26 protein-coding genes and 1 pseudogene are annotated in these 26,406 nt (G+C 69.7%); 15 read left to right on the top strand and 12 right to left on the bottom strand.

Features of this window, described 5'->3' with window-relative positions:
* The first annotated feature begins 56 nt into the window (after window positions 1-56).
* The gene (locus tag G6N45_RS03840) at window positions 57-1,031 is read left to right on the top strand and encodes a pirin family protein (RefSeq protein WP_163720485.1); all 975 of its coding nucleotides are present in this window, start codon (window positions 57-59) and stop codon (window positions 1,029-1,031) included.
* Here G6N45_RS03840 and G6N45_RS03835 read toward each other — a convergent pair.
* The 3 genes from G6N45_RS03835 to G6N45_RS03825 are packed head-to-tail and all read right to left on the bottom strand — an operon-like array spanning window position 1,023 to window position 4,244.
* On the bottom strand, window positions 1,023-3,119 hold the full coding sequence (locus G6N45_RS03835; protein ID WP_163720484.1) for an FUSC family protein: 2,097 nt from the start codon (window positions 3,117-3,119) through the stop codon (window positions 1,023-1,025). The two genes, G6N45_RS03840 and G6N45_RS03835, sit on opposite strands and share 9 nt — an antisense overlap.
* Before the next feature lie 44 nt (window positions 3,120-3,163).
* Entirely contained in the window at window positions 3,164-3,628 is a 465-nt protein-coding gene (locus tag G6N45_RS03830; protein WP_246229019.1) for a hypothetical protein, read from the bottom strand.
* Window positions 3,629-3,677: 49 nt separating this feature from the next.
* Window positions 3,678-4,244, bottom strand: coding sequence for a TetR/AcrR family transcriptional regulator (locus G6N45_RS03825; RefSeq protein ID WP_163720482.1), 567 nt, complete (start codon window positions 4,242-4,244; stop codon window positions 3,678-3,680).
* A 153-nt stretch (window positions 4,245-4,397) separates the two neighbouring features.
* Here G6N45_RS03825 and G6N45_RS03820 point away from each other — a divergent pair, with 153 nt between their 5' ends.
* The 8 genes from G6N45_RS03820 to G6N45_RS03785 all read left to right on the top strand — a co-directional run bounded on the left by G6N45_RS03820 (window position 4,398) and on the right by G6N45_RS03785 (window position 10,977).
* On the top strand, window positions 4,398-5,030 hold the full coding sequence (locus tag G6N45_RS03820) for a TetR/AcrR family transcriptional regulator (RefSeq protein ID WP_163720481.1): 633 nt from the start codon (window positions 4,398-4,400) through the stop codon (window positions 5,028-5,030).
* Window positions 5,031-5,097: 67 nt separating this feature from the next.
* Window positions 5,098-6,027, top strand: coding sequence for a class I SAM-dependent methyltransferase (locus tag G6N45_RS03815; protein ID WP_163720480.1), 930 nt, complete (start codon window positions 5,098-5,100; stop codon window positions 6,025-6,027).
* A gap of 88 nt (window positions 6,028-6,115) precedes the next feature.
* Window positions 6,116-7,525 (top strand): aldehyde dehydrogenase family protein, encoded by a 1,410-nt coding sequence (locus tag G6N45_RS03810; protein ID WP_163720479.1) that lies wholly within the window; start codon window positions 6,116-6,118, stop codon window positions 7,523-7,525.
* A gap of 14 nt (window positions 7,526-7,539) precedes the next feature.
* Window positions 7,540-8,403: an SDR family oxidoreductase gene (locus G6N45_RS03805; protein ID WP_163720478.1), complete on the top strand. Its 864-nt coding sequence runs from the start codon at window positions 7,540-7,542 to the stop codon at window positions 8,401-8,403.
* Between the two features lie 3 nt (window positions 8,404-8,406).
* A complete protein-coding gene (locus G6N45_RS03800; RefSeq protein ID WP_163720477.1) occupies window positions 8,407-9,369 on the top strand; it encodes an NADPH:quinone oxidoreductase family protein in 963 nt (320 codons plus the stop codon).
* On the top strand, window positions 9,370-10,068 hold the full coding sequence (locus G6N45_RS03795; protein ID WP_163720476.1) for a haloacid dehalogenase type II: 699 nt from the start codon (window positions 9,370-9,372) through the stop codon (window positions 10,066-10,068).
* Between the two features lie 13 nt (window positions 10,069-10,081).
* The gene (locus G6N45_RS03790) at window positions 10,082-10,489 is read left to right on the top strand and encodes a PPOX class F420-dependent oxidoreductase (RefSeq protein WP_163720475.1); all 408 of its coding nucleotides are present in this window, start codon (window positions 10,082-10,084) and stop codon (window positions 10,487-10,489) included.
* 2 nt (window positions 10,490-10,491) lie between these two features.
* Entirely contained in the window at window positions 10,492-10,977 is a 486-nt protein-coding gene (locus G6N45_RS03785; protein WP_163720474.1) for a DUF456 domain-containing protein, read from the top strand.
* An 87-nt stretch (window positions 10,978-11,064) separates the two neighbouring features.
* On the opposite strand, the gene G6N45_RS03780 is transcribed toward G6N45_RS03785, so the two are convergent.
* The 4 genes from G6N45_RS03780 to G6N45_RS03765 are packed head-to-tail and all read right to left on the bottom strand — an operon-like array spanning window position 11,065 to window position 15,311.
* On the bottom strand, window positions 11,065-11,865 hold the full coding sequence (locus G6N45_RS03780) for a tyrosine-protein phosphatase (protein ID WP_163720473.1): 801 nt from the start codon (window positions 11,863-11,865) through the stop codon (window positions 11,065-11,067).
* Window positions 11,865-13,097 carry an acyl-CoA dehydrogenase family protein gene (locus G6N45_RS03775; RefSeq protein WP_163720472.1) on the bottom strand — a complete coding sequence of 411 codons (1,233 nt, stop codon included), beginning with the start codon at window positions 13,095-13,097 and terminating at the stop codon, window positions 11,865-11,867. The genes G6N45_RS03780 and G6N45_RS03775 overlap by 1 nt, the downstream gene beginning before the upstream one ends.
* A 48-nt stretch (window positions 13,098-13,145) precedes the next feature.
* Window positions 13,146-13,814 carry a phosphodiesterase gene (locus G6N45_RS03770; RefSeq protein WP_163720471.1) on the bottom strand — a complete coding sequence of 223 codons (669 nt, stop codon included), beginning with the start codon at window positions 13,812-13,814 and terminating at the stop codon, window positions 13,146-13,148.
* 39 nt (window positions 13,815-13,853) lie between these two features.
* Window positions 13,854-15,311 carry an aminotransferase class I/II-fold pyridoxal phosphate-dependent enzyme gene (locus G6N45_RS03765; RefSeq protein ID WP_163720470.1) on the bottom strand — a complete coding sequence of 486 codons (1,458 nt, stop codon included), beginning with the start codon at window positions 15,309-15,311 and terminating at the stop codon, window positions 13,854-13,856.
* A 76-nt stretch (window positions 15,312-15,387) separates the two neighbouring features.
* Between G6N45_RS03765 and G6N45_RS03760 the strand changes: the two genes are divergently transcribed.
* Entirely contained in the window at window positions 15,388-16,902 is a 1,515-nt protein-coding gene (locus G6N45_RS03760) for an FAD-dependent oxidoreductase (RefSeq protein WP_163720469.1), read from the top strand.
* Between the two features lies 1 nt (window position 16,903).
* Here G6N45_RS03760 and G6N45_RS03755 read toward each other — a convergent pair whose 3' ends face one another.
* The 3 genes from G6N45_RS03755 to G6N45_RS03745 form a co-directional block, all read right to left on the bottom strand.
* Entirely contained in the window at window positions 16,904-17,866 is a 963-nt protein-coding gene (locus G6N45_RS03755; RefSeq protein WP_163720468.1) for an AraC family transcriptional regulator, read from the bottom strand.
* Between the two features lie 251 nt (window positions 17,867-18,117).
* A complete protein-coding gene (gene pntB / locus G6N45_RS03750) occupies window positions 18,118-19,557 on the bottom strand; it encodes a Re/Si-specific NAD(P)(+) transhydrogenase subunit beta (protein ID WP_163720467.1) in 1,440 nt (479 codons plus the stop codon).
* Between the two features lie 4 nt (window positions 19,558-19,561).
* The gene (locus G6N45_RS03745) at window positions 19,562-21,088 is read right to left on the bottom strand and encodes a Re/Si-specific NAD(P)(+) transhydrogenase subunit alpha (RefSeq protein WP_163720466.1); all 1,527 of its coding nucleotides are present in this window, start codon (window positions 21,086-21,088) and stop codon (window positions 19,562-19,564) included.
* Window positions 21,089-21,257: 169 nt separating this feature from the next.
* On the opposite strand from G6N45_RS03745, the gene G6N45_RS03740 reads away from it, so the two are divergent.
* From G6N45_RS03740 to G6N45_RS03725, 4 genes are all read left to right on the top strand, one after another.
* Window positions 21,258-22,127: an ABC transporter permease gene (locus G6N45_RS03740; RefSeq protein ID WP_163720465.1), complete on the top strand. Its 870-nt coding sequence runs from the start codon at window positions 21,258-21,260 to the stop codon at window positions 22,125-22,127.
* Window positions 22,124-23,152, top strand: a complete 1,029-nt coding sequence (locus tag G6N45_RS03735) for a taurine ABC transporter substrate-binding protein (RefSeq protein ID WP_163720464.1) — start codon at window positions 22,124-22,126, stop codon at window positions 23,150-23,152. The genes G6N45_RS03740 and G6N45_RS03735 overlap by 4 nt, the downstream gene beginning before the upstream one ends.
* Window positions 23,136-23,915 (top strand): ABC transporter ATP-binding protein, encoded by a 780-nt coding sequence (locus G6N45_RS03730; protein ID WP_163720463.1) that lies wholly within the window; start codon window positions 23,136-23,138, stop codon window positions 23,913-23,915. The genes G6N45_RS03735 and G6N45_RS03730 overlap by 17 nt, the downstream gene beginning before the upstream one ends.
* A 131-nt stretch (window positions 23,916-24,046) precedes the next feature.
* Window positions 24,047-24,367 carry a hypothetical protein gene (locus G6N45_RS03725; protein WP_246228867.1) on the top strand — a complete coding sequence of 107 codons (321 nt, stop codon included), beginning with the start codon at window positions 24,047-24,049 and terminating at the stop codon, window positions 24,365-24,367.
* On the opposite strand, the pseudogene G6N45_RS27790 reads toward G6N45_RS03725, so the two are convergent.
* A pseudogene (locus G6N45_RS27790) lies at window positions 24,352-24,459 on the bottom strand (CAP domain-containing protein); the annotation flags it as partial. The gene G6N45_RS03725 and the pseudogene G6N45_RS27790 overlap by 16 nt on opposite strands.
* 162 nt (window positions 24,460-24,621) lie before the next feature.
* Between G6N45_RS27790 and G6N45_RS03720 the strand changes: the two are divergent.
* Window positions 24,622-25,293 carry a TetR/AcrR family transcriptional regulator gene (locus G6N45_RS03720; RefSeq protein WP_057149997.1) on the top strand — a complete coding sequence of 224 codons (672 nt, stop codon included), beginning with the start codon at window positions 24,622-24,624 and terminating at the stop codon, window positions 25,291-25,293.
* On the opposite strand, the gene G6N45_RS03715 is transcribed toward G6N45_RS03720, so the two are convergent.
* Complete coding sequence (locus G6N45_RS03715) at window positions 25,290-26,366, bottom strand: M42 family metallopeptidase (RefSeq protein WP_163720461.1); 1,077 nt, start codon at window positions 26,364-26,366, stop codon at window positions 25,290-25,292. The two genes, G6N45_RS03720 and G6N45_RS03715, sit on opposite strands and share 4 nt — an antisense overlap.
* Between the last annotated feature and the right edge of the window lie 40 nt (window positions 26,367-26,406).

The raw sequence follows: 26,406 nt of genomic DNA, 5'->3' as shown, positions 1-26,406 counted from the left end.
TCTGTACGCACACCAGCGAACGGAATGAATCGGACCACGGTCCGGTTAGATGGGGTATGCCCGCGATCACCGCCGACACCCTGACCCTGCCCCGCATCGCCGCCCCGGCCCCCGCCGACACCGACCGCCCCGTGCGCTCGGTGACGACCGGACCGCGCGGATACGAAGGCGAGGGCTTCCCCGTCGTGCGCGCGTTCGCCGGTGTCAGCGCGCGGGACCTCGACCCGTTCGTCCACATGGACCAGATGGGCGAGGTGGAGTACCAACCCGGCGAACCGCGCGGCACCGACTGGCACCCGCACCGCGGCTTCGAGACCGTCACCTACATGATCGACGGCCGCTTCGCGCACCAGGACTCCCACGGTGGCGGCGGGCTGATCACCGACGGCGCCACCCAGTGGATGACCGCGGGATCCGGCATTCTGCACATCGAGACACCGCCCGCGGAACTGGTCGAGAGCGGCGGCGTGTTCCACGGCATCCAGCTGTGGGTGAACCTGCCGCGCAAGGACAAGTTCGCCGCGCCCCGCTACCAGTCGATCGAGGGCCCGCAGGTCGGCCTGCTCTCCTCCGACGACGGCGGCGCGCTGGTGCGGGTGATCGCCGGCGACATCGACGGCGCATCGGGTCCCGGCTCGACGCATACGCCGATCACCTTGGCCCACGCGACCATCGAACCCGGCGCCCGGCTCAACCTGCCGTGGAACCGCGACTTCAACGCGCTCGTCTACGTGTTGTCCGGACGCGGTTCGGTCGGTCCCGTGGACCATCCCATCGAGCAGGGCCGGCTCGCCGTGCTCGGCCCCGGCGACCGCATCACGGTCGCGGCCACCCGTACCCAGGAGTCGCACCGGCCGGCCCTCGAGGTCCTGCTGTTGGGCGGCAAACCGATTCGCGAGCCGGTGTTCCAGTACGGCCCGTTCGTGATGAACTCCAAGTCCGAGCTCATCGCCGCCGTCGAGGATTTCAACGCAGGCAGGTTCGGCACCATCCCGCCGAACGCGCTGATGCCGCACCGCCCGTCACGTTGAGAGCGGATAGATCAACTCCAGCTCACCGATCAGCGCCGCAACGGTGAGCAGGGGCAGCGCCGCCGAGACGCCGAGGTCGTCGTCGCGCATCTGCGCGCGCAGCGCCCGCACGAAGTCGTCACTGATCGGCGCCCACGGATGCTCGGGGTCGGGCCGGCCCGCCACGCGCTCGCAGATCGCCCCGGCGTGGGCTTCGATGACTTCGCGGACGTCCGGATAGGCCGACAGCGGCGGTGGGGTCGGGATGTCGGCGATCAGATCGGCGGCCGCGCGCAACCGGATCGCCCGGTTGAACGAGCGGACCACCGGAGCGCGGAAGTCCGTCTCGGCACCGCTCTCCGAAAGATACTGTCGCACAGCGTCGTCGATGACCCGCGACGCGGCGAGCGCGTTCTGGCTCAGCGTCGCCACCTCGTCGGTGCGCTCCTCGTACGCGCCGCGCGTGATGCGCAGCACCGATGCCCACAGGTACCGGGCGAAGATCGCACGCGCCGAGTCGATCGCGCGCGTGACCGACGCCGTCGCCCCGCGCGGCCACAGCAGCACCGAGACCACCACCCCGACCAGCGCACCGACGACGACGTCCTCGACGCGGATCAACCCCACCTGCCAGCCGGTCGGCACGATCAGGTTGAAGAAGATCAGCACCATCATCGTGAAGGCGGCCTGGGCCGCGGTGAACGACGCGATCTCCGGGACGTAGGCCGATCCGAAGACGGCCAGCGGCATCAGCAGCCACAGCACCGTCGGCTCCACCCCGACCAGACCGATCAGCAGCGCCCCCAGCAGGAAGCCGATCCCGGTCCCGATCACCGCGCGCCACACCCGGGTGCCGGTGCTCAGCGCGCTGCTGCGCAGCACCGACAACGCGCCCAGCACCACCCAGAACCCGTGCTCGACGGGAAACAGGTGCGTGATCGCCACCGCGACCGCCAGCCCCAGCCCCGTGCGCAGGCTGTTGCGCACCGCGACCGAGCGGTTGGCCACGAAGCCCGACGTGATCTGGGCTGCGGCAACGGTTTCCGGGAGCAGACGATCCGACGCACCGGTCGGCGGCAGCCGCCTGCCGAGCGCGCGGGCCCACACCGGCCGAGCGTCGGCTGCTGCCGCGGCCGCGATGATGCGGCCGGTCGCGCTGATCGTGGCGGCAATGGTGCGCCGCCGCAACAACTCACGGCCCAACGCGACGGCGCGCTCGTCGTTCGGGGCGCTGAGGATCTCGTCGAGATCCTCCCGCCAGCGTCCCCGGGCGATGTCGCGCAGCACGACCAGGGCGGCCTCCAGGTCGGCGCGGGCCAGTTCCCTGTCGGCAGGCCGCGAGATGCGCAGCACGGCTGCCGCGCATCGCAGCACAGCTACCACCGCATCCCGGTCGCGCAGCGTGACCCCGGTGCCCTGCCCCGTGCGGTCGGCGACCCACTCGAGATCATCGACCACGCGCACCAGCGCCCGGCTGCCCGCGGTCAGTCCGACCGGCCGGAAGTCCGCCCCCAGGAACGTCTCTCGCAGCGTGTCCATCGCGCGGTGGACGTCGTCGGCGGTCGCCGCCCCGTCGAGCCGGTCGGCCAGGGCACGGCAGGCGCGGGCGGCCCGGCGGCGCAACTGACCGTGGTGCCGCGGCGGCAGCACGAACAGCGCGGCAGGCACGCAGACGGCCAGCGCGATCGTCCAGCCCAGCAGCCGCTCGCCGATCGGGCCCGGCGGAGTGCACGCAGGCAGCACGAAGGTCAGCAGGGTCGCCCGCTGCCCCGCGGCGACCGTCTCGCTGAGAACCCCCGAGAACGTCACGGCCACCCCGAGCACGAACATCAGTACTACGGCGGGCCACGGATACGGCGCGATCAGCGTGCCGAGCGAGATGAGCACCATTCCGTTCAGGCCCAGCCCGGCGTAGGCGACGGCCCGGTTCTGCCGGTTCCCGGGGAAGTCGGAGAACACCAGCAACGCCACCGAACCGAACAGCGTGAACAGCGGTGTCTGCGAGTTACCGCCTGCGATCGCGAAACTCACCGCCGCGGCGATCGGGACCACCGTGGCCGCGCGCACCGCGCGGCGCAGGGCGTCGTTGTCGGGATCGCGCTGATGCATGCGCGCAACGATGCGTCCCCGCACAGAGAGAGTGGGCGCGGTCGTCAATGCGCGAGCACCTTGATGCCGATGACGAGCAGGCCCACACCGATCAACGTGGCCACAGTGAGAGTTTGCTGCCACCAGGGCAGCCGCGTGCGCCGCACCGCCAGCAGCGCGATCAGCCCCAACTCGCCGACCAGGATCCACTTGGCCACCCACATCGCGGTGTCGGTGTCGAGCAGCCCGATGCCCGCCGTCGCCAGCGCGACCAGGGGCAGCACGCTGGCCTGCAGGATCTGGCCCGAGGCCTGCAGCATCCGCCAGCGCTCGGCTCCGTGGGGCGCCTCTTCGTGCACGGCGAGATGCGCGACCCAGTCGGCCAGCAGACTCGCGGCCCACAGACCACCCATCGTGACGGCCACATCGAGCATCCGGAACCAGCCGCTGGTGTCGTCCTCGGTGTAGCGGGTGAGCACCACCAGCGTCGCCAGGCAGGAGATCGCTCCGTAGAGGCGCTCCCGCAACATCGACACGACGTGCCCGACTGGCGGCGCCTCGACGTCGTCGTCGGCGGTCTCAGTCACCGTCGGGCACCGACCTGAACCGGCCGGCGTCGAGGCTGTCCAGCAACTGCGTCACGAGCCACTCCAATCCGTCCGGGTTGCGGGGCAGCAGAGCCTGCTCGTATCCCACGAGCAGGTACACCGACCACGATGCGAACATCTCAGCTTGCCGCCTGTTGTCCAGCAGCTGCAACGCCGACTCGAAGACCGCGTCGAAGCGCTGATGATCCACCGCGGCCTGCACCGCACGCACATGCGGATCGATCGAGCCCCAGACGCGGATCGCGGCCTCGGCGCCGTGCGGCAACTCCAGCGCGCCCTTGATCAACTTGTCCACCCGCCGGCGCGGGTCGGGCTCGTCGCGGACCGCCTCGACGACGCGCACGGTCATGCCCTCGTGCCAATGGGCGACGAGCTGGCGGGTGAAGTCAGACCAACTGGAGAAATAGTGGTAGAACGACCCGCTGGTGACACCCAGCCGGTGGCACACCTCGGCCAGCTTCAGCCCGCCGTAGCCGAGCTCGGCGAGCACGTCGAACCCAGCGTTGAAGAACGATTCCCGTGACCCGACCGCCCCCATAGCCAAACCCTAGTTCGACGGGGCCGGATGTCGGCGGTCTGTGTCCCCGGAAAACTGCGATTACGTGCGCTCAACTTTTGCTGAGAGGGCAGGCTGCGAGCGCGCTGCAGGGCGAGTGCCGTCACGGCTGGTGACGTGTGGCACAATTTCACAATGCCGTATACGGCGAGTAGAGGTCCGGGTCGTCCCCCCGCAGCGAAGGCCGCCGAGACGCGGGAGCGCATTTTGCATGCTGCTCGCGAGGTGTTCAGCGAACTTGGATACGACGCCGCGACGTTCCAGGCCATCGCGATCCGCGCCGACCTGACCCGTCCAGCGATCAATCACTACTTCGCCAGCAAACGCGTGCTGTGGGCCGAGGTGGTCGAGCAGACGAATACGTCGATTGTTAGCGCGGGCGTGGCGCGCGCGCACGAGCGGACAGGACTGGTCGACCGATTGGCGGCTTTCCTGTCGGCCACGACGCAGGCCGACGCCGAGGACCGCTCCGCGGCGGCGTTCCTGGTCACGTCCGTGCTGGAGACCCAGCGCCACCCGGAACTGGTCAGCGACGAGCACGACCCGCTGAAGAACTCGCGGGCCTTCGTCACGTGGGTCGTCAACGATGCGATCGAGCGCGGTGAACTCAGCAGCGACACCGACGTCAGCCACCTGGTGGAGATGCTGGTCGCCGTGCTGTGGGGAATGGGCTTCTACGCCGGTTTCGTCGGCGACGGGGCCGGCCTCGGCGCGGTCGTGCACAAACTCGAACTGCTGCTGGCCAACAAGCTCTGGCATCTGGGCTAGTCACCGCGCTGTGGCGTGGCCCACACCGTGGCTGAGCCCCAGCATTTGATAGATAGACTTCCGAAGTATGAGCTCTCTGCGCACCGACAACGACACCTGGGACATCAGCTCCAGCGTCGGCGCCACCGCCGTCATGGTCGCCGCCGCCCGAGCCGCCGAGACCGAGCGTCCCGACCCACTGATCCGTGATCCCTACGCCAAGATCCTGATCGCCGACGCCGGCACCGGGGTGTGGGGCCTGATGCTCGACGACGACTTCGTCGCCACCGTCTCCGCGTCCGACCCCGAGGTCGCCGCGATGTTCGAGAACATGAAGAACTACCAGGCGGTGCGCACGCACTTCTTCGACGCGTACTTCGGCGCCGCGGTCGACGCCGGCGTCCGGCAGGTCGTGATCCTGGCATCCGGGTTGGACTCCCGGGCTTTCCGGCTGCCGTGGCCGGCCGGCACCACGGTCTACGAGATCGACCAGCCCAAGGTGCTCGAGTACAAGGCCGAGACGCTCGCCGCCCACGACGTCAGCCCGACGGCCGATCGTCGCGCGGTGGCGATCGACCTGCGGCAGGACTGGCCGGCCGCACTGACCGACGCCGGATTCGACCCCGCGCAGCCCACGGCCTGGCTGGCCGAGGGACTGCTGATGTACCTGCCCGCCGACGCCCAGGACCGGTTGTTCTCCCAGATCACCGAGCTGAGCGCCCCGGGCAGCCGCATCGCCGCCGAGTCGATGGGCCTGCACGCCCCGGACCGCAGGCAGCGGATGCGGGAACGGTTCTCCCGGATCACCGCGCAGTTCGACGTCGAGCCGATGGACATCACCGAGCTCACCTACGACGACGCCGACCGCGCCGAGGTCGCCGACTGGTTGAACGGCCACGGCTGGCAGGCCGACGCGATCGCCTCGCAGGACGAGATGGTCCGGCTCGACCGCTACATCGAGATCGGCGACAACGAGGGCGAATCCTTCTCGACCTTCACCACCGCAGTTCGGCGCTGAGCGTCCGCGGCTCCCCAGCCGCCTGTTCACCAACCGGATGGTTGGCTACGATTCGGGTATTCCGCAGGTCAGATGAAGGAGACCCGTCATGACCACCGATTCCGCCGTCCCCGTCGACGTGGGTGCCGCCACCCCCGACATTCCGGCCACCGTCCGCCGTCTCCGTGAGACGTTCGCATCGGGCCGCACCCGCAGCGTCGAATGGCGCAAGCAACAGCTGCGGGCCCTCGAGCGGCTGATGACCGAGAACGAAGGCGCCATCGCCGAGGCGCTGGCCAAAGACCTCGACCGCAAACCGTTCGAGGCGTGGCTGGCCGACATCGCGAGCACCGCCGGCGAGGCGGCGTCGGCGGCCAAGAGTGTGGGCAAGTGGATGAAGCGCCGCTACCGCATGCTGGAGTTCTCCCAGCTGCCCGGCCGCGGCTGGGTGGAGTACGAGCCGTACGGCACCGTGCTGATCATCGGCGCGTGGAACTTCCCGTTCGCGCTGACGCTCGGCCCGGCCGTCGGCGCGATCGCCGCAGGCAACACGGTCGTGCTCAAGCCCTCGGAGATCGCGCCGGCATCCTCGGCCCTGATGGCCGAGCTGGTTCCGCGGTATCTCGACAACGACGCGATCGCCGTCATCGAGGGCGACGGCGCGGTCAGCCAGGAACTCATCGACCAGGGCTTCGACTACCTGTTGTTCACCGGCGGCACCGAGATCGGCCGCAAGGTCTACCAGGGCGCGGCCGCGCACCTGACGCCGGTGACGCTCGAACTGGGCGGCAAGAGCCCGGTGATCGTGGCGGCCGACGCCGACGTCGAGGTCGCCGCCAAGCGCATCGCCTGGACGAAGCTGATCAACTCCGGACAGATCTGCATCGCGCCGGACTACGTGCTCGCCGAGGCCCCGATCCGCGACCAGCTGGTCGACAAGCTGCGTGAGGCCGTCGCCGAGTTCGAGGCCGGCAACCCCGGCGGCAAGCGCATCGTCAACGAGCGCCACTTCAACCGGCTGGCCAACGCGCTGGCGGCAACCAAGGGCACCGTCGCGGTCGGCGGTGGCTCCGACGCCGTCAACATCAGGATCCAGCCGACCGTCGTCGTCGACCCGGACCCTGCCGAGCCGTTGATGACCGACGAGATCTTCGGTCCCATCCTGCCGGTGGTCACCGTCGGATCCTTGGACGAGGCAATCACTTTCGTGAACTCGCGGCCCAAACCGCTGGCCGCCTACCTGTTCACCAAGACCAAGGCCGTGCGTGAGCGGGTGATCAAGGAGGTCGCCGCCGGCGGCATGGTGATCAACCACCTGCTGTTCCACTTCGCCACCCACAAGCTGCCCTTCGGCGGCGTCGGCCCCTCGGGGATGGGCGCCTATCACGGCAAGTACGGATTCGAGGAGTTCAGCCACCGCAAGACCGTGATGACCAAGCCAACCCGACCCGACGTCGGCGCCTTCATCTATCCCCCGTATACAGAGAAGGCTTGGAAGCTCGCCAGACGGCTTTTCTAGGAAAGGGAATCGTCATGCCAGGAGTGCAGGATCGGGTCATCGTCGTCACCGGCGCCGGAGGCGGTCTCGGACGCGAATACGCGCTGACGCTCGCCCGCGAAGGCGCCAGCGTGGTCGTCAATGATCTCGGCGGCGCACGCGACGGCACCGGCGCCGGCCACAACATGGCCGACGAGGTGGTCAAGGAGATCAAGGACGCCGGCGGTCGCGCGGTCGCCAACTACGACTCCGTCGCCGAACCCGAGGGCGCCGCCAACATCATCAAGACCGCTGTCGACGAGTTCGGCAAGGTCGACGGGGTGGTCAGCAACGCCGGCATCCTGCGCGACGGCACGTTCCACAAGATGGAGTTCGGCAACTGGGACGCCGTGCTCAAGGTTCATCTCTACGGCGGGTACAACGTGATCCGGGCGGCGTGGCCGCACTTCCGCGAGAACGGCTTCGGCCGCGTCGTCGTCGCCACCTCCACCAGCGGACTGTTCGGCAACTTCGGACAGGCCAACTACGGCGCCGCCAAACTCGGCCTCGTCGGCCTGATCAACACGCTGGCCCAGGAGGGCGCGAAGTACAACATCAAAGCCAACGCCATCGCCCCGATCGCGGCCACCCGGATGACACAGGACATCCTGCCGCCCGAGGTGTTCGAGAAGCTGACGCCGGAGTACGTGGCGCCCGTGGTGGCCTACCTGTGCACCGAGGAGGTGCCCGAGACCGCGTCGGTGTTCATCGTCGGTGGCGGCAAGGTGCAGCGGGTGGCGCTGTTCCAGAACAGCGGTGTGACGTTCACCGAAGTGCCCTCGGTCGACGACGTCGCGGGCCGGTGGGGCGAGATCGCCGACCTGTCGGCAGCCGAGCGCGCCACGTTCGCTCTCGGCTGACGGATGAAAGCGCTTGTCGCGCAGGAGCTGTCAGGTCCTGCGGGGTTGGTGTACACCGACGTGCCCGACCCCGCGGGTGACGGCGACGTCGTGATCGACGTGCGGGCTGCCGGGGTGTGCTTCCCGGACCTGCTGCTCCTGCGCGGTGAGTACCAGATGCGCCTGGATCCGCCGTTCATTCCCGGCATGGAGGTCGCCGGGGTGGTGCGGGCGGCGCCCGAGACATCTGATTTCGCTGTCGGACAGCGGGTTTCGGCGTTCACGATGCTCGGCGGGTACGCCGGGCAGGTGGCGGTGAACCCCGGCAGTGTGGTGCCCACACCCGCAGACGTCGACGACGCATCCGCGGCGGCTCTGCTGGGCAACTACTACACGATGTACTTCGCGCTGCAGCGCCGGGCCGCGCTGCGCCCCGGCGAGACCGTGCTGGTGCTCGGGTCGGGCGGCGGGGTCGGCACCGCCGCGGTGCAGATCGCGAAAGCGATGGGCGCCAAGGTGATCGCGATGGTGCACCGGCCGTCGGCAATGGGCTTCGTGGAATCCCTCGGCGCCGACGTGGTGCTGCCCCTGAGCGACGGGTGGCTGGACGCGGTCAAGCAGCACACCGGGGGCCGCGGCGTGGACGTGGTGGTGGACCCGATCGGCGGCTCGACCTTCGACGACGCCGTCCGCGCGCTGGCCACCGAGGGACGCCTGCTGGTCATCGGCTTCGCCGCCGGCGGCATCCCCACGGTCAAAGTGAACAGGCTGCTGCTGCGCAACGTCAGCGTCGTGGGCGTGGGCTGGGGGGAGTTCGTCAACCGCACCCCCGGCGCGCAGGCCGAGGTGGGTGCCAGGTTGGCCGCACTGGTCGCCGCCGGGCTGAGACCTCCTGAGCCGGTGCGGTTTCCGCTGTCGGCCGGGGCCGAGGCGCTGCAGAGCCTCGCCGACGGCGGGGTCGCAGGCAAACTCGTGCTGGAGCCTTAGATGATCCGAGCGCTCGCGTTCGACGTGTTCGGGACGGTCGTGGACTGGCGCTCGAGTGTCACCGCCGAACTCGAGCGATTCGGCGCCCGGCACGGATTCGAGCGGGACTGGCCGGCGTTCGCCGACGCCTGGCGGGCGGGCTACTCACCGGCGATGGACCGTGTGCGCCGCGGCGAGCTGCCGTGGACGCGGATCGACGACCTACATCGCGGACGCCTGGTCGAGTTGCTCACCGACGCCGGGATCACCGTCGACGACGCGGAGATCGACGACCTGAACCGCGCCTGGCACCGGCTGGACCCGTGGCCCGACGCGGTGGCCGGACTGACCCGGCTCAAGAAGCGGTTCGTCATCACCACGCTGTCCAACGGGAACGTCTCGCTGTTGACGAACATGGCCAAGCGCGCAGGCCTGCCGTGGGACTGCGTGCTCTCCGCGGAGATCTTCCACCACTACAAGCCGGACCGCGAGACATACCTCGGGTGCGCGGAGATCCTCGACGTGGCACCCTCGGAACTGATGATGGTGGCCGCGCATCCCTCCGACCTGCGTTCCGCGCGGGACGCCGGGCTGCGCACCGGCTTCGTGTTCCGGCCCGCCGAGCACGGCCCCGACCGGGTGCTGCGCCGACCGGCTGCCGACGAATTCGACGTCATGGCCGACGATTTCGGTGATCTCGCCGACCAGTTGCAAGCCTGAGAGGACGTACACCATGGCGGTTGCCCTGCCCGACGCTCTGCTCGAACTGCTCCGCAAGCCCAGCCCGTGCTTCGTGGCGACGCTGATGGCCGACGGTTCCCCGCAGCTCACCGAGACGTGGGTGACCACCGACGGCGAGCACGTCGTGCTCAACATCGTCGGCGGGATGCAGAAGGAGCGGAACCTGCGGCGTGATCCGCGCATCGCGGTCAACGTCGCCGACCCCGACGACGTCGCCCGCTTCTTCGAGGTGCGCGGCCGGGTGGTGTCGATGACCAGCGAAGGCGGCAAGGAGGGCATCGACGAGCTGTCGCAGAAGTACCTCGGCATCCCGTACCCGTACTTCAGCGGAAACCCCGACGAGACACGGCTGGTCGTCACCATCGAGGCCGACAAGGTCAACACCCCGATGCAGGGCTGAGGATGAGTACCGGCGGGATCGTCCTCGTCGCGCTGGTGATCGCCATCGGTCTGGTGGGGATCATCGTGCCGATCCTGCCGGGCGGCGTGCTGGTGATCGCGGCCATCGGGGTGTGGGCATTCGTCGTCGGCACCGCGGCGGCGTGGGTGACGTTCGGGATCGCCGCGGCGTTCTTCGCGGCGGCCACCGTGATCAAGTACACCTGGCCCGCCCGGCGCATGCGCGACGCGCAGGTCCGCACCTCGGTGCTGGTGGTCGGCGCGCTGGCCGGAATCGTCGGGTTCTTCGTGATCCCGGTCGTCGGCCTGCTGGTCGGCTTCGTCGCCGGGGTGTTCGCCGCCGAGATGACCATGCGCCGCAACGTCGCCCGGGCCTGGGCCTCGACGGTGCACGCGATCAAGGGTGTGGCGCTGTCGGTGGGGGTGGAGCTCACCGGGGCGCTGCTGGCGACGGTCACGTGGGCCGTCGGGGTGTTCCTGACGGCGTGAGCGCCTCGAGTGCACGCATTCTGACGGAAATCGGCGATTTTCCGTCACAAAGCGTGCACTCGGGGCTGCTGTAGCGCTGTATCTGGACTAGCCGTTCAGCGCGGTGCGCAGCCGCTCGATGTCGGCATCGGTCAGCCCTGTCGCCTCGAGATAGCCGCGCAGCGAACCGAATTCAGTGTCGACGGTGCGCCGTGCCGTGTGCAGGTACTCCTCACGGACGCCGAGCACCGACTCGGTCAGCCGCGCCTCGGCGAGCTCGAGCACTTCCGGCGATTCGGCGGCGCGTTGCCGCACCGTCTCCAGGATGCTCTCGCGCAGCCGCGGGACCGCGGCGTTGCTGCGCAGGTAGTCGGCCATGATGGCGTCGCGGTCCACCCCGGCGGCCTCCAGCACCATCGCGATCGCGAAGCCCGTGCGGTCCTTGCCCGCGAAGCAGTGCGCCAGTACGCGACGGCCCGAACCCAGCAGCGTCACCACCCGGTGCACCGCGCGCTGTGCCAGTGGAGCGCCGGCGATGCGGCCGTACTCCTCGGTCATGTAGCGCGCCGCGGCGTCGGCGACCGACATCCCGTCGGGCTTGTCGGTCATCATCCGCTGGAAGGCGTGCTCGTGCGGCGCCTCGTCGTCGGACGCGGCCGTCTCGACGAACGGCAGATGGTGGATGTCGACGCCCGCGGGCACCAAGCCGGGTCCGTGCCGCTCGAGTTCGCGCAGCGTCCGCAGATCCGCGACGTCGGTGACGCCGTAGCCGCTCAGCGCGCTGCGGCCGTCGTCGTCGAGCCTGGACAACTCGCTGGCACGGAAGAACCGGCCCGGCGCGATCCCGGTCTGCTCGGAGACGTCACGGAAGTTCCACGCGCCGGAGAGTTCGTCACCCAACGACGCCACTAGCGCGTCACCGCCGCGGCAAGTGGCGTCTTCTCCCTGCCGAGTTCGGCGCGCGCGATGGTGCGCATGTGCACCTCGTCGGGGCCGTCGAAGAGCCGCATCGCGCGGTGCCAGCCGTACATCCGGGCCAGCGGGAAATCGTCGGACACCCCGGCTCCGCCGTGCACCTGGATGGCCCGGTCGAGCACGTCGCAGGCCATCTTCGGGGCGACCGCCTTGATCTGCGCGACCTGCAGCTGGGCGTCCTTGCTCTTGTTGCCGTGCGCGTCGATGGTCCACGCCGCCTTGTGGCACAGCAGCCGCGTCTGGTCGATCTGGTTGCGCGACAACGCAATCGACTCCCGCACCACACCCTGCTCGGCCAGCGGCTTGCCGAACGCGATCCGCTTCTGCACGCGGTCGATCATCAGCGCCAGCGCCCGCTCGGCCACGCCGATCGCCCGCATGCAGTGATGGATGCGGCCCGGCCCCAACCGCGCCTGCGCGATCGCGAAACCGCTGCCCTCCTCGGCGAGCAGATTCGACGACGGCACCCGCACGTTGTCGAACGTGATCTCGCAGTGGCCGTGCTGGTCCTGCCAGCCGAACACCGGAAGCGAGCGTTCGATGGACACCCCGGGGGTGTCGACGGGCACCAGGATCATCGACTGCTGCTGATGGCTGGCCGCATCCGGGTTGGTCCGGCCCATCACTATGAGGATCGCGCAGCGCGGATCGGCCGCCCCCGAGATCCACCACTTGCGGCCGTTGATGACGTAGTCGTCCCCGTCGCGCAGCATCGTGGTCTCGATGTTGCGGGCGTCGCTGGACGCAACCGCGGGCTCGGTCATCGCGAACGCGCTGCGGATCTCACCGGCCAGCAGCGGCTCGAGCCACTGCTCCCGCTGCTCGGCGGTGGCGAACAGATGCAGCGTCTCCATGTTGCCGGTGTCGGGCGCCGCGCAGTTGGTGACCTCGGGACCGATCTCCATGCTCCAGCCGGTCAGCTCGGCCAGCGGCGCGTACTCGAGGTTGGTCAGCCCGGATTCGGCGGGCAGGAAGAGGTTCCACAACCCGCGTTCCTTGGCCAGCTTCTTGAGCTCCTCGATGACCGGCGGCACCGTGTGGTCCTCTGGGCCCGCCCCGAGACGGTAGCGGTCGTACGACTCCTCGGCCGGAATGACGTGCTCGACCATGAAATCGGTCAACCGCTGGTGGTAGTCGGCCGCCTTGGCAGACATCGCGAAGTCCATGCCCGCCACGATATGACACCTGTCGAGATGGGTCGCCGCCCGCAGTGCTTATTCGGCGCCACGCCCCTCCCGGCTGTTGCGGTAGGCCGCCCGGCGCAGCGACGTCAGCCAGCCCGGCAACAGCGTCACCTCGGCACCGCTGCGCACCGTCGGGTCGAACGGCTGGTCGCATTCGGGCTCGTCACCGCACAGCGCGCGGTCGAAGCTCAGCGTCGCCAGCGCGGTGAACGGGCCGCCACCGCGCGCCTGCTCCACCGCGAAGTCGACCGTGCCCGTGGACAGCTGGTCGCGCACTGCGGACAGCGCGAGGCCCTCGCCGGTGATCGGGGTCTGCAGGTGCGCACGCAGCCAGTACACGGCGCCGCGGTAGCCCAGCGGCATCAGCGTCGAGTACTGCGCCGCCGGCCAGGATCGGGTGGGTCGTAGCAGCACCCGCGCCGTGGAGGACACCATCAACACATCCCAGGGCACCTGCGCGTCAGCGTCGCGTTGCATCCGCCAGGCCAGCCCGGCGAAATCGGGCAGTGCGCCAGGTGTGCCTGCCCCCTTCGAGATCCGGCCGACGATGTCGCCGGACACCACCGGCAGGCCTTCGCCGTCGGGAGCCAGCCGGGTGACCGTGCCTGCGCACAGCACCCCGGTGGGGTGGAACACCCGCCGGTCGCGCAGCGCGGCGCCGGCCTTGAGGGGCAGGGTGGTCAGGTCCGAGATTCTCACGAACCCGTGTCTGCCCCGTCACAGCCGGCTCAAACCGGATCAGGCCACCACCCGGAACTCCGCCAGCGAGGGGTCGGCGGGATCCGGGGTGTTCATGCCGGCCTCCACGCCGGACCGCAGATAGTCGATGACGGTGTCGTTGAGCCGCTCGCCTGGGACGACCGCGGGGATGCCCGGCGGGTAGGGCGTGATCTGTTCGGCCGCGATGCGGCCGGCGGCCCTGTCCGCCGGCACCATCTCCGTGGCTCCGAAGAACGCCTCGCGGGGCAGCATCACGCTGTCCAGCTGCAACTCGCCGGGGTCGGGCAGCGCGATGGTCGGCGGCGCCGGGAACTCGCGTGCGGCGTCGCGCCATGCCGTGAGCGCATCGGTCAGGCGCGCCCCGGTGGCCGCGTCGTCGGCGGCCGACATCGTGGCCAGGATGCGGCGGTGGTCGCTCATGCCGAGGTCGAGCCGGCAGTGCTCGCGCAGCCAGTCGTTGGCCTGATAGCCCGACGTGCCGGTGGCGGCGACGTCGAGCATGATCTGCAACCGGTCCAGGTCGTGGGAGGCCTGCTCGCCCAACAACTCGTGCTCCATGACGGTGACGTCCGGGAGTTCGTCGAGGGTGGCCCGCAGCGAGGAGGCGAGATCCAGTGCGGCGCCGAGCATGTCATGTCCGCGCTCGACCATCTGGCGACGCCAGCCGTCCATCGCCGAGTAGAGCAGCACGTTGGGGCTCGTCGTCATCAGCAGATCGGCGCAGGCGGACAGCCTGTCCCGATCGATCAGGTCGCCCTGCACGTGGAACACCGATCCCTGCTCGAAGCCCATCCCCATCTTGTGCACGCTGACCACGCAGACGTCGGCGCCTGCGTCCATCGCCCAGGTAGGCAGGTTCTCGTGGAACGGAAGGTGGGCACCCCAGGCCTCGTCGACGATCAGCGGTTTGCCGCGGCGGTGGCACACCTCGGCGATCCCGCGCAGACCCGCACACGTGCCGTAGGGGCTCGGGCTGACGATGAGCGCCGCGTCCGCGTCCGGATGTCTGCACCAGCCTTCCTCGACCTGCTCGGGTGACGGCGGATGCGAGAGGTGCCGTTCCGCATCCCACTGCGGAGTGATCCACCGCGGCTGCAACCCGCCGAAGATCAGGCCGGCGACGATCGACTTGTGGCTGTCGCGGCTGAGCAGCAGGCCGTCACCACCACCCGCGACGGCCATCATCGCGGCCTTGACCGACAGCGAACTGCCGCAGGTGGAGAAGAACGCGTAGTCGGCGCCCACCGCGTCGGCCATCAGCTCCTCGGCGTGGGCCAGGTATCCGCCCTGCGACCGCCGGTCGTCCAGCCCTCCGCTGGCCAGCACGTCGCTGCGGAACGGGTCGGCGCCGAGTACAGCCGTCACCCGCTCGTCGACGCCGCGACCCTGGCGGTGCCCGGGCGGGGTGAATCCGTAACGGTCGGCGCCGCGGTAACGCGCCAGCGCCTCGAGCAGCGGGGCGTGAGACTGGTTCATGATCACGGCGTTCCCACTGTCCCGGCCGACAAACCGTTGGCGTTTGGTCGCAAGGGCGGGGGGTACACCGCGCGCCATGCCTTCTCTGTGGACCGACGGCCGCCTGGAAACCGCGACTCCCGCGGGAGTGATCGACGACGTCACCACCGCCGACGTCGTGGTGGTCGGCGCGGGGATCACCGGCCTGACCACCGCGGTGCTGCTCGCCCGGGCCGGCAAGAAGGTCGTCGTGGTGGAGGCCCGCCACGTCGGAGCGGCGACCACCGGCAACACCACCGGCAAGGTCAGCGCGCTGCAGGGCAGCAAGCTGGCGAACATCGCCAAGAAGCACGGCGCCGACCTGCTGCGCGCCTACGTCACCGGCAACACCGAGGGCCGGGAGTGGCTGCTGCGGCACTGCGACGAGCACGGGCTGAGTTACCAGCGCGAGGACGACCACGCCTACGCCCAGAACGAGAAGGGCCTTTGCACGGCGCGCAGCGTGCTGTCGGCGTGCAAGGAGGCCGGCCTGGACGCGCAGTGGGTCGACGAGGCCGACGTGCCGTTCCCGTTCGCCGGCGGTGTGCGGCTGCGCGAACAGGCGCAGATCGACCCGATCCCGTACCTGTCCAGCCTGGTCACCGAACTCGAGAAGCACGGCGGCACCCTGCTGCAGGGCGTGCGTGCCACCACGGTGTCGGGCACCGGCCCGATGCGGGTGAAGCTGCGCCGGACCGCGGAGGCCCAGGACAGCCGCGACGCCCACCACACCATCACCGCTCAGCGCGTGGTGCTGGCCACCGGGATGCCGGTGCTCGACCGCGGCTTCTTCTTCGCCCGGCTGGAGCCCAAGCGCTCCTACTGCCTGGCCTTCGACGTCCCGGGCGACATCACCAGGTCGATGTACCTGTCGGTGGATTCGCCGACCCGGTCGGTGCGCTACGCGCCGACCCCGACGGGGGACAAGCTGATCGTCGGCGGAGCCGGCCACACCGTCGGCCGGGCGGACCACCCGAAGAACGCCGTCACCGAGCTGGCGCGGTGGGCGGCGCTGCACTACCCCGGTGCGGTGCAGACCCACTACTGGTCGGCGCAGGACTACCATCCCGCCGACGAACTCCCCTACGTCGGCCCGCTGCTGCCCAAGCTCGAGAATCTGCTCGTGGCAACGGGATTCGACAAGTGGGGGATGACCAACGGGGTCGCCGCGGCGCTGGCGCTGTCGGCTCGCATCCTCGGCGGCCGGATGGACTGGGCGGCGGCGTTCGCCAGTTGGAGCCCGCACGAACTCAGCGGCATCCCGACCGCGCTCCAGCTCAACATGGAGGTCGGGCTGCACCTGGCCAAGGGCTGGGTGGCCCCGCTCACCGCGTCCGGCGAGCCCCAGGAGGGCCAGGGCATCGTCAGCGGGGCCCCCTGGCGGATGACGGCCACCAGCGTCGTCGACGGGGTGACCCGCACGGTGTCCCCGGTGTGCCCGCATCTTGGCGGCGTCGTCACCTGGAACGACTCCGACCAGGCCTGGGAGTGCCCGCTGCACGGCTCCCGCTTCGCGCCCGACGGCGCGCTGATCGAGGGCCCCGCGACCCGTGGCCTGACCCCTTCCGGGTAGCTCAGCTGCGGAGCGTGTCCGACGGGTTCACCCCGTAGGCCTGCCGGTACATCGCGGCGAATCGGCCGGTGTGGGCGAACCCCCACCGGGCGGCGACGATCCCGACCGTCGTGCAGGCGGGATCCGACCGCAGCAGCTCCCGGTGCGCGTGGTCCATCCGCACCCGGCGCAGGTACTCCATCGGCGTCATGTCCATGTGCTTGCGGAACATGTACTGCAGCGCGCGCGGCGTCACGTGGATGCTCTCGGCGACGTCGGTGAGGGTGACGTCGCGGTCGGCGTTGTCGTCGATGTAGGCCACCGCGCGGCGGAGCAGCTCGGGCCTGGCGTCGGCTCGATCGATGGCCGTGGGCTCCATGACGGCGTTGGTGGGCAGCGTCGACAACACCACCGCGGCGAGCATCGACGCGGTGGTCGAGGCGACCAGCGGGGGCGGCGCCTCGTCCGCCTTCGCGACGCTGCCGACATAGTCGATGGTGCGGCTCAGCCGGCGCTTCGCGGCCGCCGACACGGGGCGGTGACCGGTCAGCCGCACACCCTCTGCGGGGCGCGCCGAGGACGCCACGCGGTCGAGCAGCGTGGTGTCGAACATCGTCAGGTCGTAGCTCGCCTTGCACACCCGGCCCGAGTACGGCAGCTCCGGCGGCGACAACAGCGCGACGTCGCCGGGGGCGAACACGTCCGGCCCCTCGCCGATGATGTCTTCCTCGATGTAGCCGTCGTGCACCCGGCACAGACAGACCCGCCCCAGCGGGGCCGCGTCGTAGGACATCGTGAAGCCGAGCTGGAGTTCGTCGAAGTTGACCGGCCCCACCCACCGGCGCTCGACATGCGCCGACGCCGTTTCGCCGGGGCCCGCGCCGATCGACATCTTGGTGTACGCGCGTGCCAGGAAATCCTCGGTAGACGAAAGATCCGTGCTGTGGAAAACCAGATCCTCATGCGGAGCATTGCTGCTGGTCATGAAGCCTCCCGCTACGTTCAGCGGTGCCGCGGGGCCGGTGGCTTCGCCCCCTTGCTGCCGCCAAGTGTACCGGGCGGCCCGGCGCAGTGCGCGATGCGGCGGGTTGTGCCTTTGCTGTGGAATGCTGAGCGCCATGGTGGGGCGGTGGCGGCCGACGGCAAGGCCCTGGTGGTGGTCGGCGACGAGATCCGCTTTTTGCAGACGATGTGCGAGTGACCCGCTGTAAAACGTGGATCTCGTCGTCGGCAGCTCTAGACGCGTGCCGTCTCCGACAGCGCCGCGTTGATCGCGTCGACGCGGTCTTTCGCGTCGCCGAACAGCATCTGGGTGTTCTCACGGAAGAACAGCGGATTCTGCACGCCGGCGTAGCCCGACGCCATGGACCGCTTGAACACGATCACGTTGTCGGCGTTCCACACCGTCAGCACCGGCATGCCGGCGATCGGGCTGGACGGGTCCTCCGACGCGGCCGGGTTGACGGTGTCGTTCGCGCCGATCACCAGGACGACCGACGTGCCGTCGAAGTCGTCGTTGATCTCGTCCATCTCCAGCACGATGTCGTAGGGCACCTTGGCCTCGGCCAGCAGCACGTTCATGTGCCCGGGCAGCCGCCCCGCGACGGGGTGGATGCCGAAGCGCACGTCGACGCCGCGCGCGCGCAGCTTGCGGGTCAGTTCGGCGACGCCGTACTGGGCCTGCGCCACAGCCATGCCGTAGCCGGGCGTGATGATCACCGACGAGGCCGACTCGAGCAGCTCGGCGGCCCCCTCCGCGGTGATCTCGCGGTGCTCGCCGTAGTCCTTGTCCTCCGCCGGGCCGGCCTCGATCCCGAAGCCGCCGGCGATCACCGAGATGAAGGACCGGTTCATCGCCTTGCACATGATGTAGGACAGGTACGCACCCGAGGAGCCCACCAGCGCGCCGGTGATGATCAGCAGGTCGTTGCCCAGCAGGAAGCCGGACGCGGCCGCGGCCCAGCCCGAGTAGCTGTTGAGCATCGACACCACGACGGGCATGTCGCCGCCGCCGATCGAGGCGACCAGGTGCCAGCCGAGCAGCAGTGCCAGCACCGTGACGACCACGAGCAGCCACAGCTGCGGGTCGATGACGAACCACACGGTCAGCGCGAAGAACGCCACCAGCGCGCCCACGTTGAGGATGTTCTTGCCGGGCAGCATCATCGGGGCGGACTTGATGCGCGCCGACAGCTTCAGGTTGGCGACGATCGACCCGGTGAACGTCACCGCGCCGATGAACACGCCGATGACGACCTCGGCGGAGTGGATGCCGAGCATGCCCTCGCGGCCCAGCTGCAGCGCCTCGGCGCCGCCGGCGTCACGCTCGACGTGCAGGTAGCCGTTCCAGCCGACGAGCACCGCGGCCAGGCCGACGAAGCTGTGCAGCAGCGCGATCAGCTCCGGCATGCCCGTCATCTCGACGACCCTCGCGCGCCACAGCCCGATCGCGGCGCCGATCACCATCGCGACGACCAGCAGTGCCAGGCCCAGCGGCTCGATGTGGCGGGCCAGCGCGAGCGCGATGGTCGCGACCAGCGCGACGGCCATGCCTGCGATGCCGAACGAGTTGCCTGCACGCGACGTCTCGTGTCTGGACAGCCCGGCCAACGCCAGGATGAACAGCAGCGCGGCGACGACGTAGGCCGCGGTGGCGGCGGTCTCCAGCGTGAACATGGTCTTAGCTCCTCGAGAACATGGCCAGCATGCGGCGGGTCACCGCGAAGCCGCCGAAGACATTGATGCTGGCCAGCAGGATCGCCAGGCCGGCCACCGCGGTGATGACGGGATTCCCGTGCCCGATCTGCAGCAGCGCGCCGACGACGATGATCCCGGAGATCGCGTTCGTCACCGACATCAGCGGAGTGTGCAGCGCGTGGTGCACGTTGCCGATCACGTAGTAGCCGATCACGATCGCCAGCGCGAACACCGTCAGGTGCACCTGCAGTGCGGCGGGGGACAGCGCGATCAGCGCGAACAGCACCGCGGCGGCGGCGAACGCCGTTCCGAGCCGGCGCCCGGTCGACATCGGCTTCTTCGCCGGCTTCTGCGCGACCGGCGCCGCTGCCGCCGCGGCCGCGGGTGCGGCCGAGACCTGCACCGGCGGTGGCGGCCAGGTGATCTCGCCGTCGCGCACCACGGTCACCGACCGCTGCACGACGTCATCGAAATCTAGGAGGAGAGTTCCGTCCTTCTCCGGGGTCACCAGTTTGAGCAGGTTCACCAGGTTGGTGCCGTAGAGCTGCGACGCGGTCGCGGGCAGCCGGCCGGCCAGGTCGGTGTAGCCGATGATCGTGACGCCGTTGTCGGAGACGACGGCCTGATCCTTGACCGTGCCCTCCACGTTGCCGCCGTTGGCCGCGGCCATGTCGACGATCACGCTGCCCGGCTTCATCGAGGCCACCATCTCGGCGGTGATGATGCGCGGCGCGGGCCTGCCGGGGATCAGCGCGGTGGTGATGATGATGTCGACGTCCTCGGCCTGCTCGGCGTAGAGCTGGGCCTCGCGGGCCTTGTAGTCGTCGCCCATCTCCTTGGCGTAGCCGGTCGCCGACACCTCGGCGGCCGCAGGGTCGACCGCCAGGTACTCGCCGCCCAGCGACTTGACCTGATCGGCGACCTCGGGGCGGGGGTCGGTGGCGCGCACGATCGCCCCCAGGCTGCCCGCCGCACCGATCGCGGCCAGGCCGGCAACACCGGCGCCGACCACCAGCACCTTGGCCGGCGGCACCTTGCCTGCCGCGGTCACCTGTCCGGTGAAGAACCGGCCGAAGCGGTGCGCGGCCTCGACCACGGCGCGGTAGCCGGCGATGTTGGCCATCGACGACAGCACGTCCAGCGACTGCGCCCGCGAGATCCGGGGCACCGCGTCCATCGCGAGCACCGTGATCGGCCGGCCGGACAGCTTCTCGAGCAGCTCGGGCTTGAGCGCCGGCGAGATCAGGCTCACCAGCGTCGCGCCGTTGCGCAGCAGGGCGATTTCGTAGTCGGTCGGGGCGTTGACCTTCAGCACCACGTCGCCGGACCAGGGGTCCCCGATCTCAGCGCCGGCCTCGGTATAAGCCGGGTCGGCGAAACTGGCGGCAGCACCCGCGCCGGACTCGACCACGACCTGGTAGCCCAGCTTGATCAGCTGCGTGACCGTGGCCGGGGTGGCGGCCACTCGCGTTTCACCAGGTAGGGACTCTGCGGGTATCCCGATGATCATTCGATGTCGGTCCGATCTAGGTTCGCGGTCGGGCGGGACGAAAGTGCAAGTGTATGAGTTGGGGCACGTCGACCGCGCACCCCGTTACCGGCGGTCCCCCAAACGGGCAGTTTTGATCGTGCTGAGCGCAGCTCTATGCCCGCCATGACGGATCCGTCAGTGTCTGCCGGTGTCCGTTTTCGTCGACATCGCGCCCGAGGACGCCGCCACCGCGGCGCCAGGCCCTGACGCGCGCCCCCGCGGCGGGCTGCTGCGGCGCCGGCTGACCCGCGCCGTACTGCCGCTGCTGTCAGTCGTCGTATTCGGCGCCGTGTGGCAGGCGGCGGCGGCCAGCGGCGTCTGGAACCAGACCTTCGTCCCGTACCCGGCCACGGTGTGGCGGGCCTTCGTCGACGTCTCCACCAGCCACGACGGCGTCCGCGGATATGCCGGCTACCTGCTGTGGGAGCACCTGTACATGACGCTGCGCCGCGTGCTGGCCGGCGTGGTGATCGGGGTGGCGATCGGTGTCGCGCTCGGGCTGCTCATGGGGTCGGTGGGCTGGTTGCGCAGCGTGCTGGAACCGTGGCTGACGTTCCTGCGGGCGCTGCCGCCGCTGGCGTACTTCTTTCTTCTGGTGATCTGGCTGGGCATCGACGAGGCCCCCAAGATCACGCTGCTGGCCCTGGCCGCGCTGCCGCCCGCCGCGGTGGCCACCACCGCCGCAGTGGTCGCCGCGCCGGTCGGCCTGCAGGAGGCCGCCCGCGCCCTCGGGGCGTCGCGGCGCCAGGTCATCCGTGACGTCGTCGTCCCGTCGGCGCTGCCGGAGACGTTCACCGGTATCCGCCTGGCCGTCGGCATGGCCTATTCGTCGGTGGTGGCGGCCGAACTGTTCAACGGCATCCCCGGCATCGGCGGCCTGGTCAAGGACGCCAGCAACTACAACAACACGCCCGTCGTGCTGGTCGGCATCTTCGCCATCGGCGTCTCGGGTCTGGTGATCGACGGAATGTTGCGGTCGGTGGAACGCCGTGCCGCACCCTGGAGAGGAAGAATATGAAGTACAAAGGTCTGATCGTGGCGCTGGTGGCGGCCGTGCTGGCGCTGGCGGGATGCTCGGTGGACAACTCGGGGCAGCAGGCCGACAAGCCGACCATCCGCATCGGCTACCAGAGCTTCCCCAGCGGCGATCTGATCGTCAAGAACAACAAATGGCTCGAAGAGGCGCTGCCCGACTGGAACATCAAGTGGACGAAGTTCGACTCCGGCGCCGACGTCAACACCGCGTTCATCGCCGAGGAACTCGACTTCGGTGCGCTCGGGTCCAGCCCTGTGGCCAGGGGCCTGTCGGCGCCGCTGAACATCTCCTACAAGGTGGCCTTCGTGCTCGACGTCGCCGGCGACAACGAGGCGCTGGTGGCGCGCAACGGCAGCGGCGTCGACACCATCGCGCAGCTGCGCGGCAAGCGCATCGGCACCCCGTTCGCGTCGACCGCGCACTACAGTCTGCTCGCCGCGCTGAACCAGAACGGGTTGTCGCCCAACGACGTTCAGCTGGTAGACCTGCAGCCGCAGGCGATCCTGGCGGCGTGGGAGCGCGGTGACATCGACGCCGCTTACACCTGGCTGCCGACGCTGGACCAGTTGCGAACCACGGGCAAGGATCTGATCACCAGCCGGCAGCTGGCCGAGGACGGCAAGCCGACGCTGGACCTCGGCGCGGTGGCCGACGAGTTCGCCGCCCAGCATCCCGAGGTGGTCGACATCTGGCGTCAGCAGGAAGCCCGCGCGCTCACGCTGATCCAGAAGGATCCCAGCGCCGCCGCCTCGGCGATCGCCGCCGAGATCGGGCTCAGTGCCGACGAAGTCGCCGGCCAGCTCGAGCAGGGCGTGTACCTGACCCCCGAGCAGGTGGCGTCGCCGGAATGGCTTGGCTCCGAAGGCAAACCGGGCAACATCGCGGTGAACCTGCAGAGCGCGTCGCGGTTCCTCGCCGAGCAGAAGCAGATCCCGGCCGCGGCGCCGCTGCAGACGTTCCAGGACGCGATCTACACCAAGGGCCTTCCGGGTGTCCTCGCGCAGTGACGCGGCGATCCGGATCGCGTCGGTCTCGCACCGGTACGGCAGCGGACGCGACGAGGTCACCGCACTGGGGCCCGTCGACCTGACGGTCGAGCCGGGAGCGTTCCTGGTACTCGTCGGGGCGTCGGGCTGCGGCAAGAGCACGCTGCTGCGGCTGCTCGCCGGATTCGAGTCCCCCAGCCAGGGGTCGGTCGAAATCGCCGGTGCCGCACCGACTCCCGGTGTGACAGCGGGGGTGGTGTTTCAGCAGCCGCGACTGTTCCCGTGGCGGACGGTCGGCGGGAACGTCGAGCTGGCGCTGAAATACGCCGAGGTGCCGCGGGAACGACGGGCCGAGCGCCGCGACGAGCTGCTCGACCGAGTGGGGCTGACGGGCACCGCGCACCGGCGCATCTGGGAGATCAGCGGCGGCCAGCAGCAGCGCGTCGCGATCGCGCGGGCGCTGGCGGCCGAGACACCGCTGTTCCTGCTCGACGAGCCGTTCGCCGCGCTCGACGCGCTGACCCGGGAGCGCCTGCAGGAGGACGTCCGTCAGGTCAGCGCGGAATCGGGGCGCACCACGGTGTTCGTCACGCACAGCGCCGACGAGGCGGCGTTCCTCGGCTCCCGGATCGTCGTGCTGACCCGTCGCCCCGGACAGGTCGCGCTGGACATCCCGGTGGACCTGCCCCGCACCGGCGTCGACGCCGACGAGTTGCGCCGCTCGCCGGAGTACGGGCAGTTGCGGGCCGAGGTCGGCCGGGCCGTCAAAGCCGCCGCGGCCTGATATCTCGAAACGGCACCGATCCCGCATCGACATCGACCGGGCCGGTGCGTTGACCGCCTCGTGGGCCGCACGATAACGACGTGAGCATGGTGGTGGAGCGCGGACTGGCACGGTGCCCTCGGTGTGTCTCGATGGCGGACTACGCCTTCATCGAGGGCGAACCCGACGGGATGCGCTACGAGGTGCGCTGCCGCAAATGCGGGGAGCGCTACGAGGAGGACCTGCGGCCGGTGGAGCCCGGGAAGCAACTCGCGCTCATCGAGCCGCCGATCCTGTGGCCGCCCGATCACGAACCTGTGCCGCCAAGGGACTGGCGCGCAGAGATCCGCGGACACGTCTCAGTGGTAGTGCAGAGAAGCCGCGCCGAACTCGACGAAATGGTGCGGCGCACTCGCACTTTGGCGCCCAAACGTCGGTTCGGGCGACAGACGGCCGATCAGACCGGCGGGTAAGCGGGTGGCGGGTACACCCCGCGCAGGATCCACGCGAACCAGTTGATGCCGTACTCGACTTCGTCGCTTGCGTCGTAATCGGGATTGGGGTCCACCGCGATACCTCTCCGTCGGCCGTGCACGCTGGCTCTGCCAGAAGTCTAGACCGGCCGCGGCTGCGGTCACAGGGCAACGACCTAGACTGAACCAACCAGTTAGTGGATCGTGCAGTTAGTCGATCGTGGACCCACCGGTCCAATCTAGAGTGAGTCACCATGTCTGAGACCGCTGTGCCGACCGGGCCGAGCAACGGCATGTCCCGCCGCGAGGAGCTGTTGGCCGTGGCCACCAAGCTCTTCGCCGCGCGCGGCTACCACGGCACGAGGATGGACGACGTCGCCGACGCGGTCGGTCTCAACAAGGCGACGGTCTACCACTACTACGCGAGCAAGTCGCTGATCCTCTACGACATCTACAAGGGCGCGGCCGACTTCACCGTCGACGCGCTGCACGACGACCCGTCGGCGTCGGCCCGCGAGACCATCTACCACTTCACCCGGCGCCTGCTGGTCGGCATCTCCAGCGACATCGAACGCGCGGCCGTCTACTTCCAGGAAGCCCCCTACATCACCGAGTGGTTCACCGAGGAGCAGGTGGCCTACATCCGGGAGAAGGAGACCCAGGTCTACGAGCACGTCCGCGACGTGATCGACCGCGGCATCGCAAGCGGCGAATTCTACGAGTGCGACTCCCACGTGCTGGCGCTCGGGTACATCGGGATGACGCTGGGGTCCTACCGCTGGCTGCGTCCGCACGGCAGGCGCACCGCCCAGGAGATCGCCGTCGAGTTCAGCACCGCGCTGCTGCGCGGCCTGATCCGCGACGAGGCGGTGCGGCAGGAGTCCCCGCTCGGCGCCGACCAGGCCGACGCCCGCTCGGGCGGCTAACCCGACCGGCGCCACGGGTCGCGCAGGAATCCGGTCAGCACGTCGGCCATCGCGGGGATGGCGCCCTGGGCGATCACCTCGTAGCCGTGGGTGCTCAGCGTCGGCAGGCACAGCAGCGCCGCCTGCGGAGAGAGTGCACTCGCCTTGGCGTGCGAGGCGTCGGACTCGAACGCGCCGAGCACCGCGGCCTGCGGCGCCAGGCCCAGTTCATCGGCCATGTCCATCAGCCGGTCGGCCACGGCCTTGTCGTAGACACACAGCGCGTCGCTGTAGGCGACGATCGGGCCGCCCCCCACCTGCGTGCCGTACTCGGGTTCGGTGGGCCCGACCTCGAGGGCGAGGGTGAGATCGCCCGGGAGGGTGCGGCTCGCGTACCCGCCGCCGATGCCGCCGATCTCCTCGTTGGTTGTGCACACGAAGTACACATCGCCCGACGGTGTGGCACCGTCGCGCAGTTCGCGGGCGCAACACAGCAGAGCGGTGAGCGCGGCACGGTCGTCGAGGAAATAGCAGCCGAGATAGTCGTTGCCGACGTCGACGAGCGTGCGCCTGCTGCGGTCGACGCAGACCCGGGTGCCCGGTGCGACGCCGGCGTGGCTCAGTTCGGTGCCGGTCAGCCCGGTGAAGACGTAGACGTCGGGCCAATCCAGCGCCTTGTCGCCCTGGTCCGGTTTGGTCTGCCAGATGCGGGGGCTCTCCTGGGTGGTGTGCTCGGAGCCCAGCGCCAGCACACCGCACACCGTCGTGTGCTGCCCGAGCACGGCCACCGGCCCGAGCCCGAAGTTGCCTGGGTACATCGTGCCCAGCGGCGTCAGGCTCAGCGTGCCGTCGCCGTTGATGCGCTTGACCAGCATGGACAGCTCGTCCATGTGCGCCATCACCCGCACCGCGGGCGCGTCGCCGCCGCGCAGCACACCGATCACGTTGCCGGCCGGGTCGGTCCACGCCTCGTCGACCACCGGCTCCAGCTCGCGAAGGCACACGTCGCGGACCGCGTCCTCCTGTCCGCACGGTCCGTACGCGAACAGCAGTTCCTGCAGCAAAGGTCGGTAGGCGGTCACCCTGATAGCCATTGCCGATGCGGTGATCTTCAAACGGACGCGGGTACCCGAC

This window comes from Mycolicibacterium psychrotolerans, assembly GCF_010729305.1.
GTDB classification, from domain to species: domain Bacteria; phylum Actinomycetota; class Actinomycetes; order Mycobacteriales; family Mycobacteriaceae; genus Mycobacterium; species Mycobacterium psychrotolerans.
The sequence above is the reverse complement of the archived record's forward strand: the minus strand, read 5'-3'. Positions and strand labels throughout refer to the sequence as shown.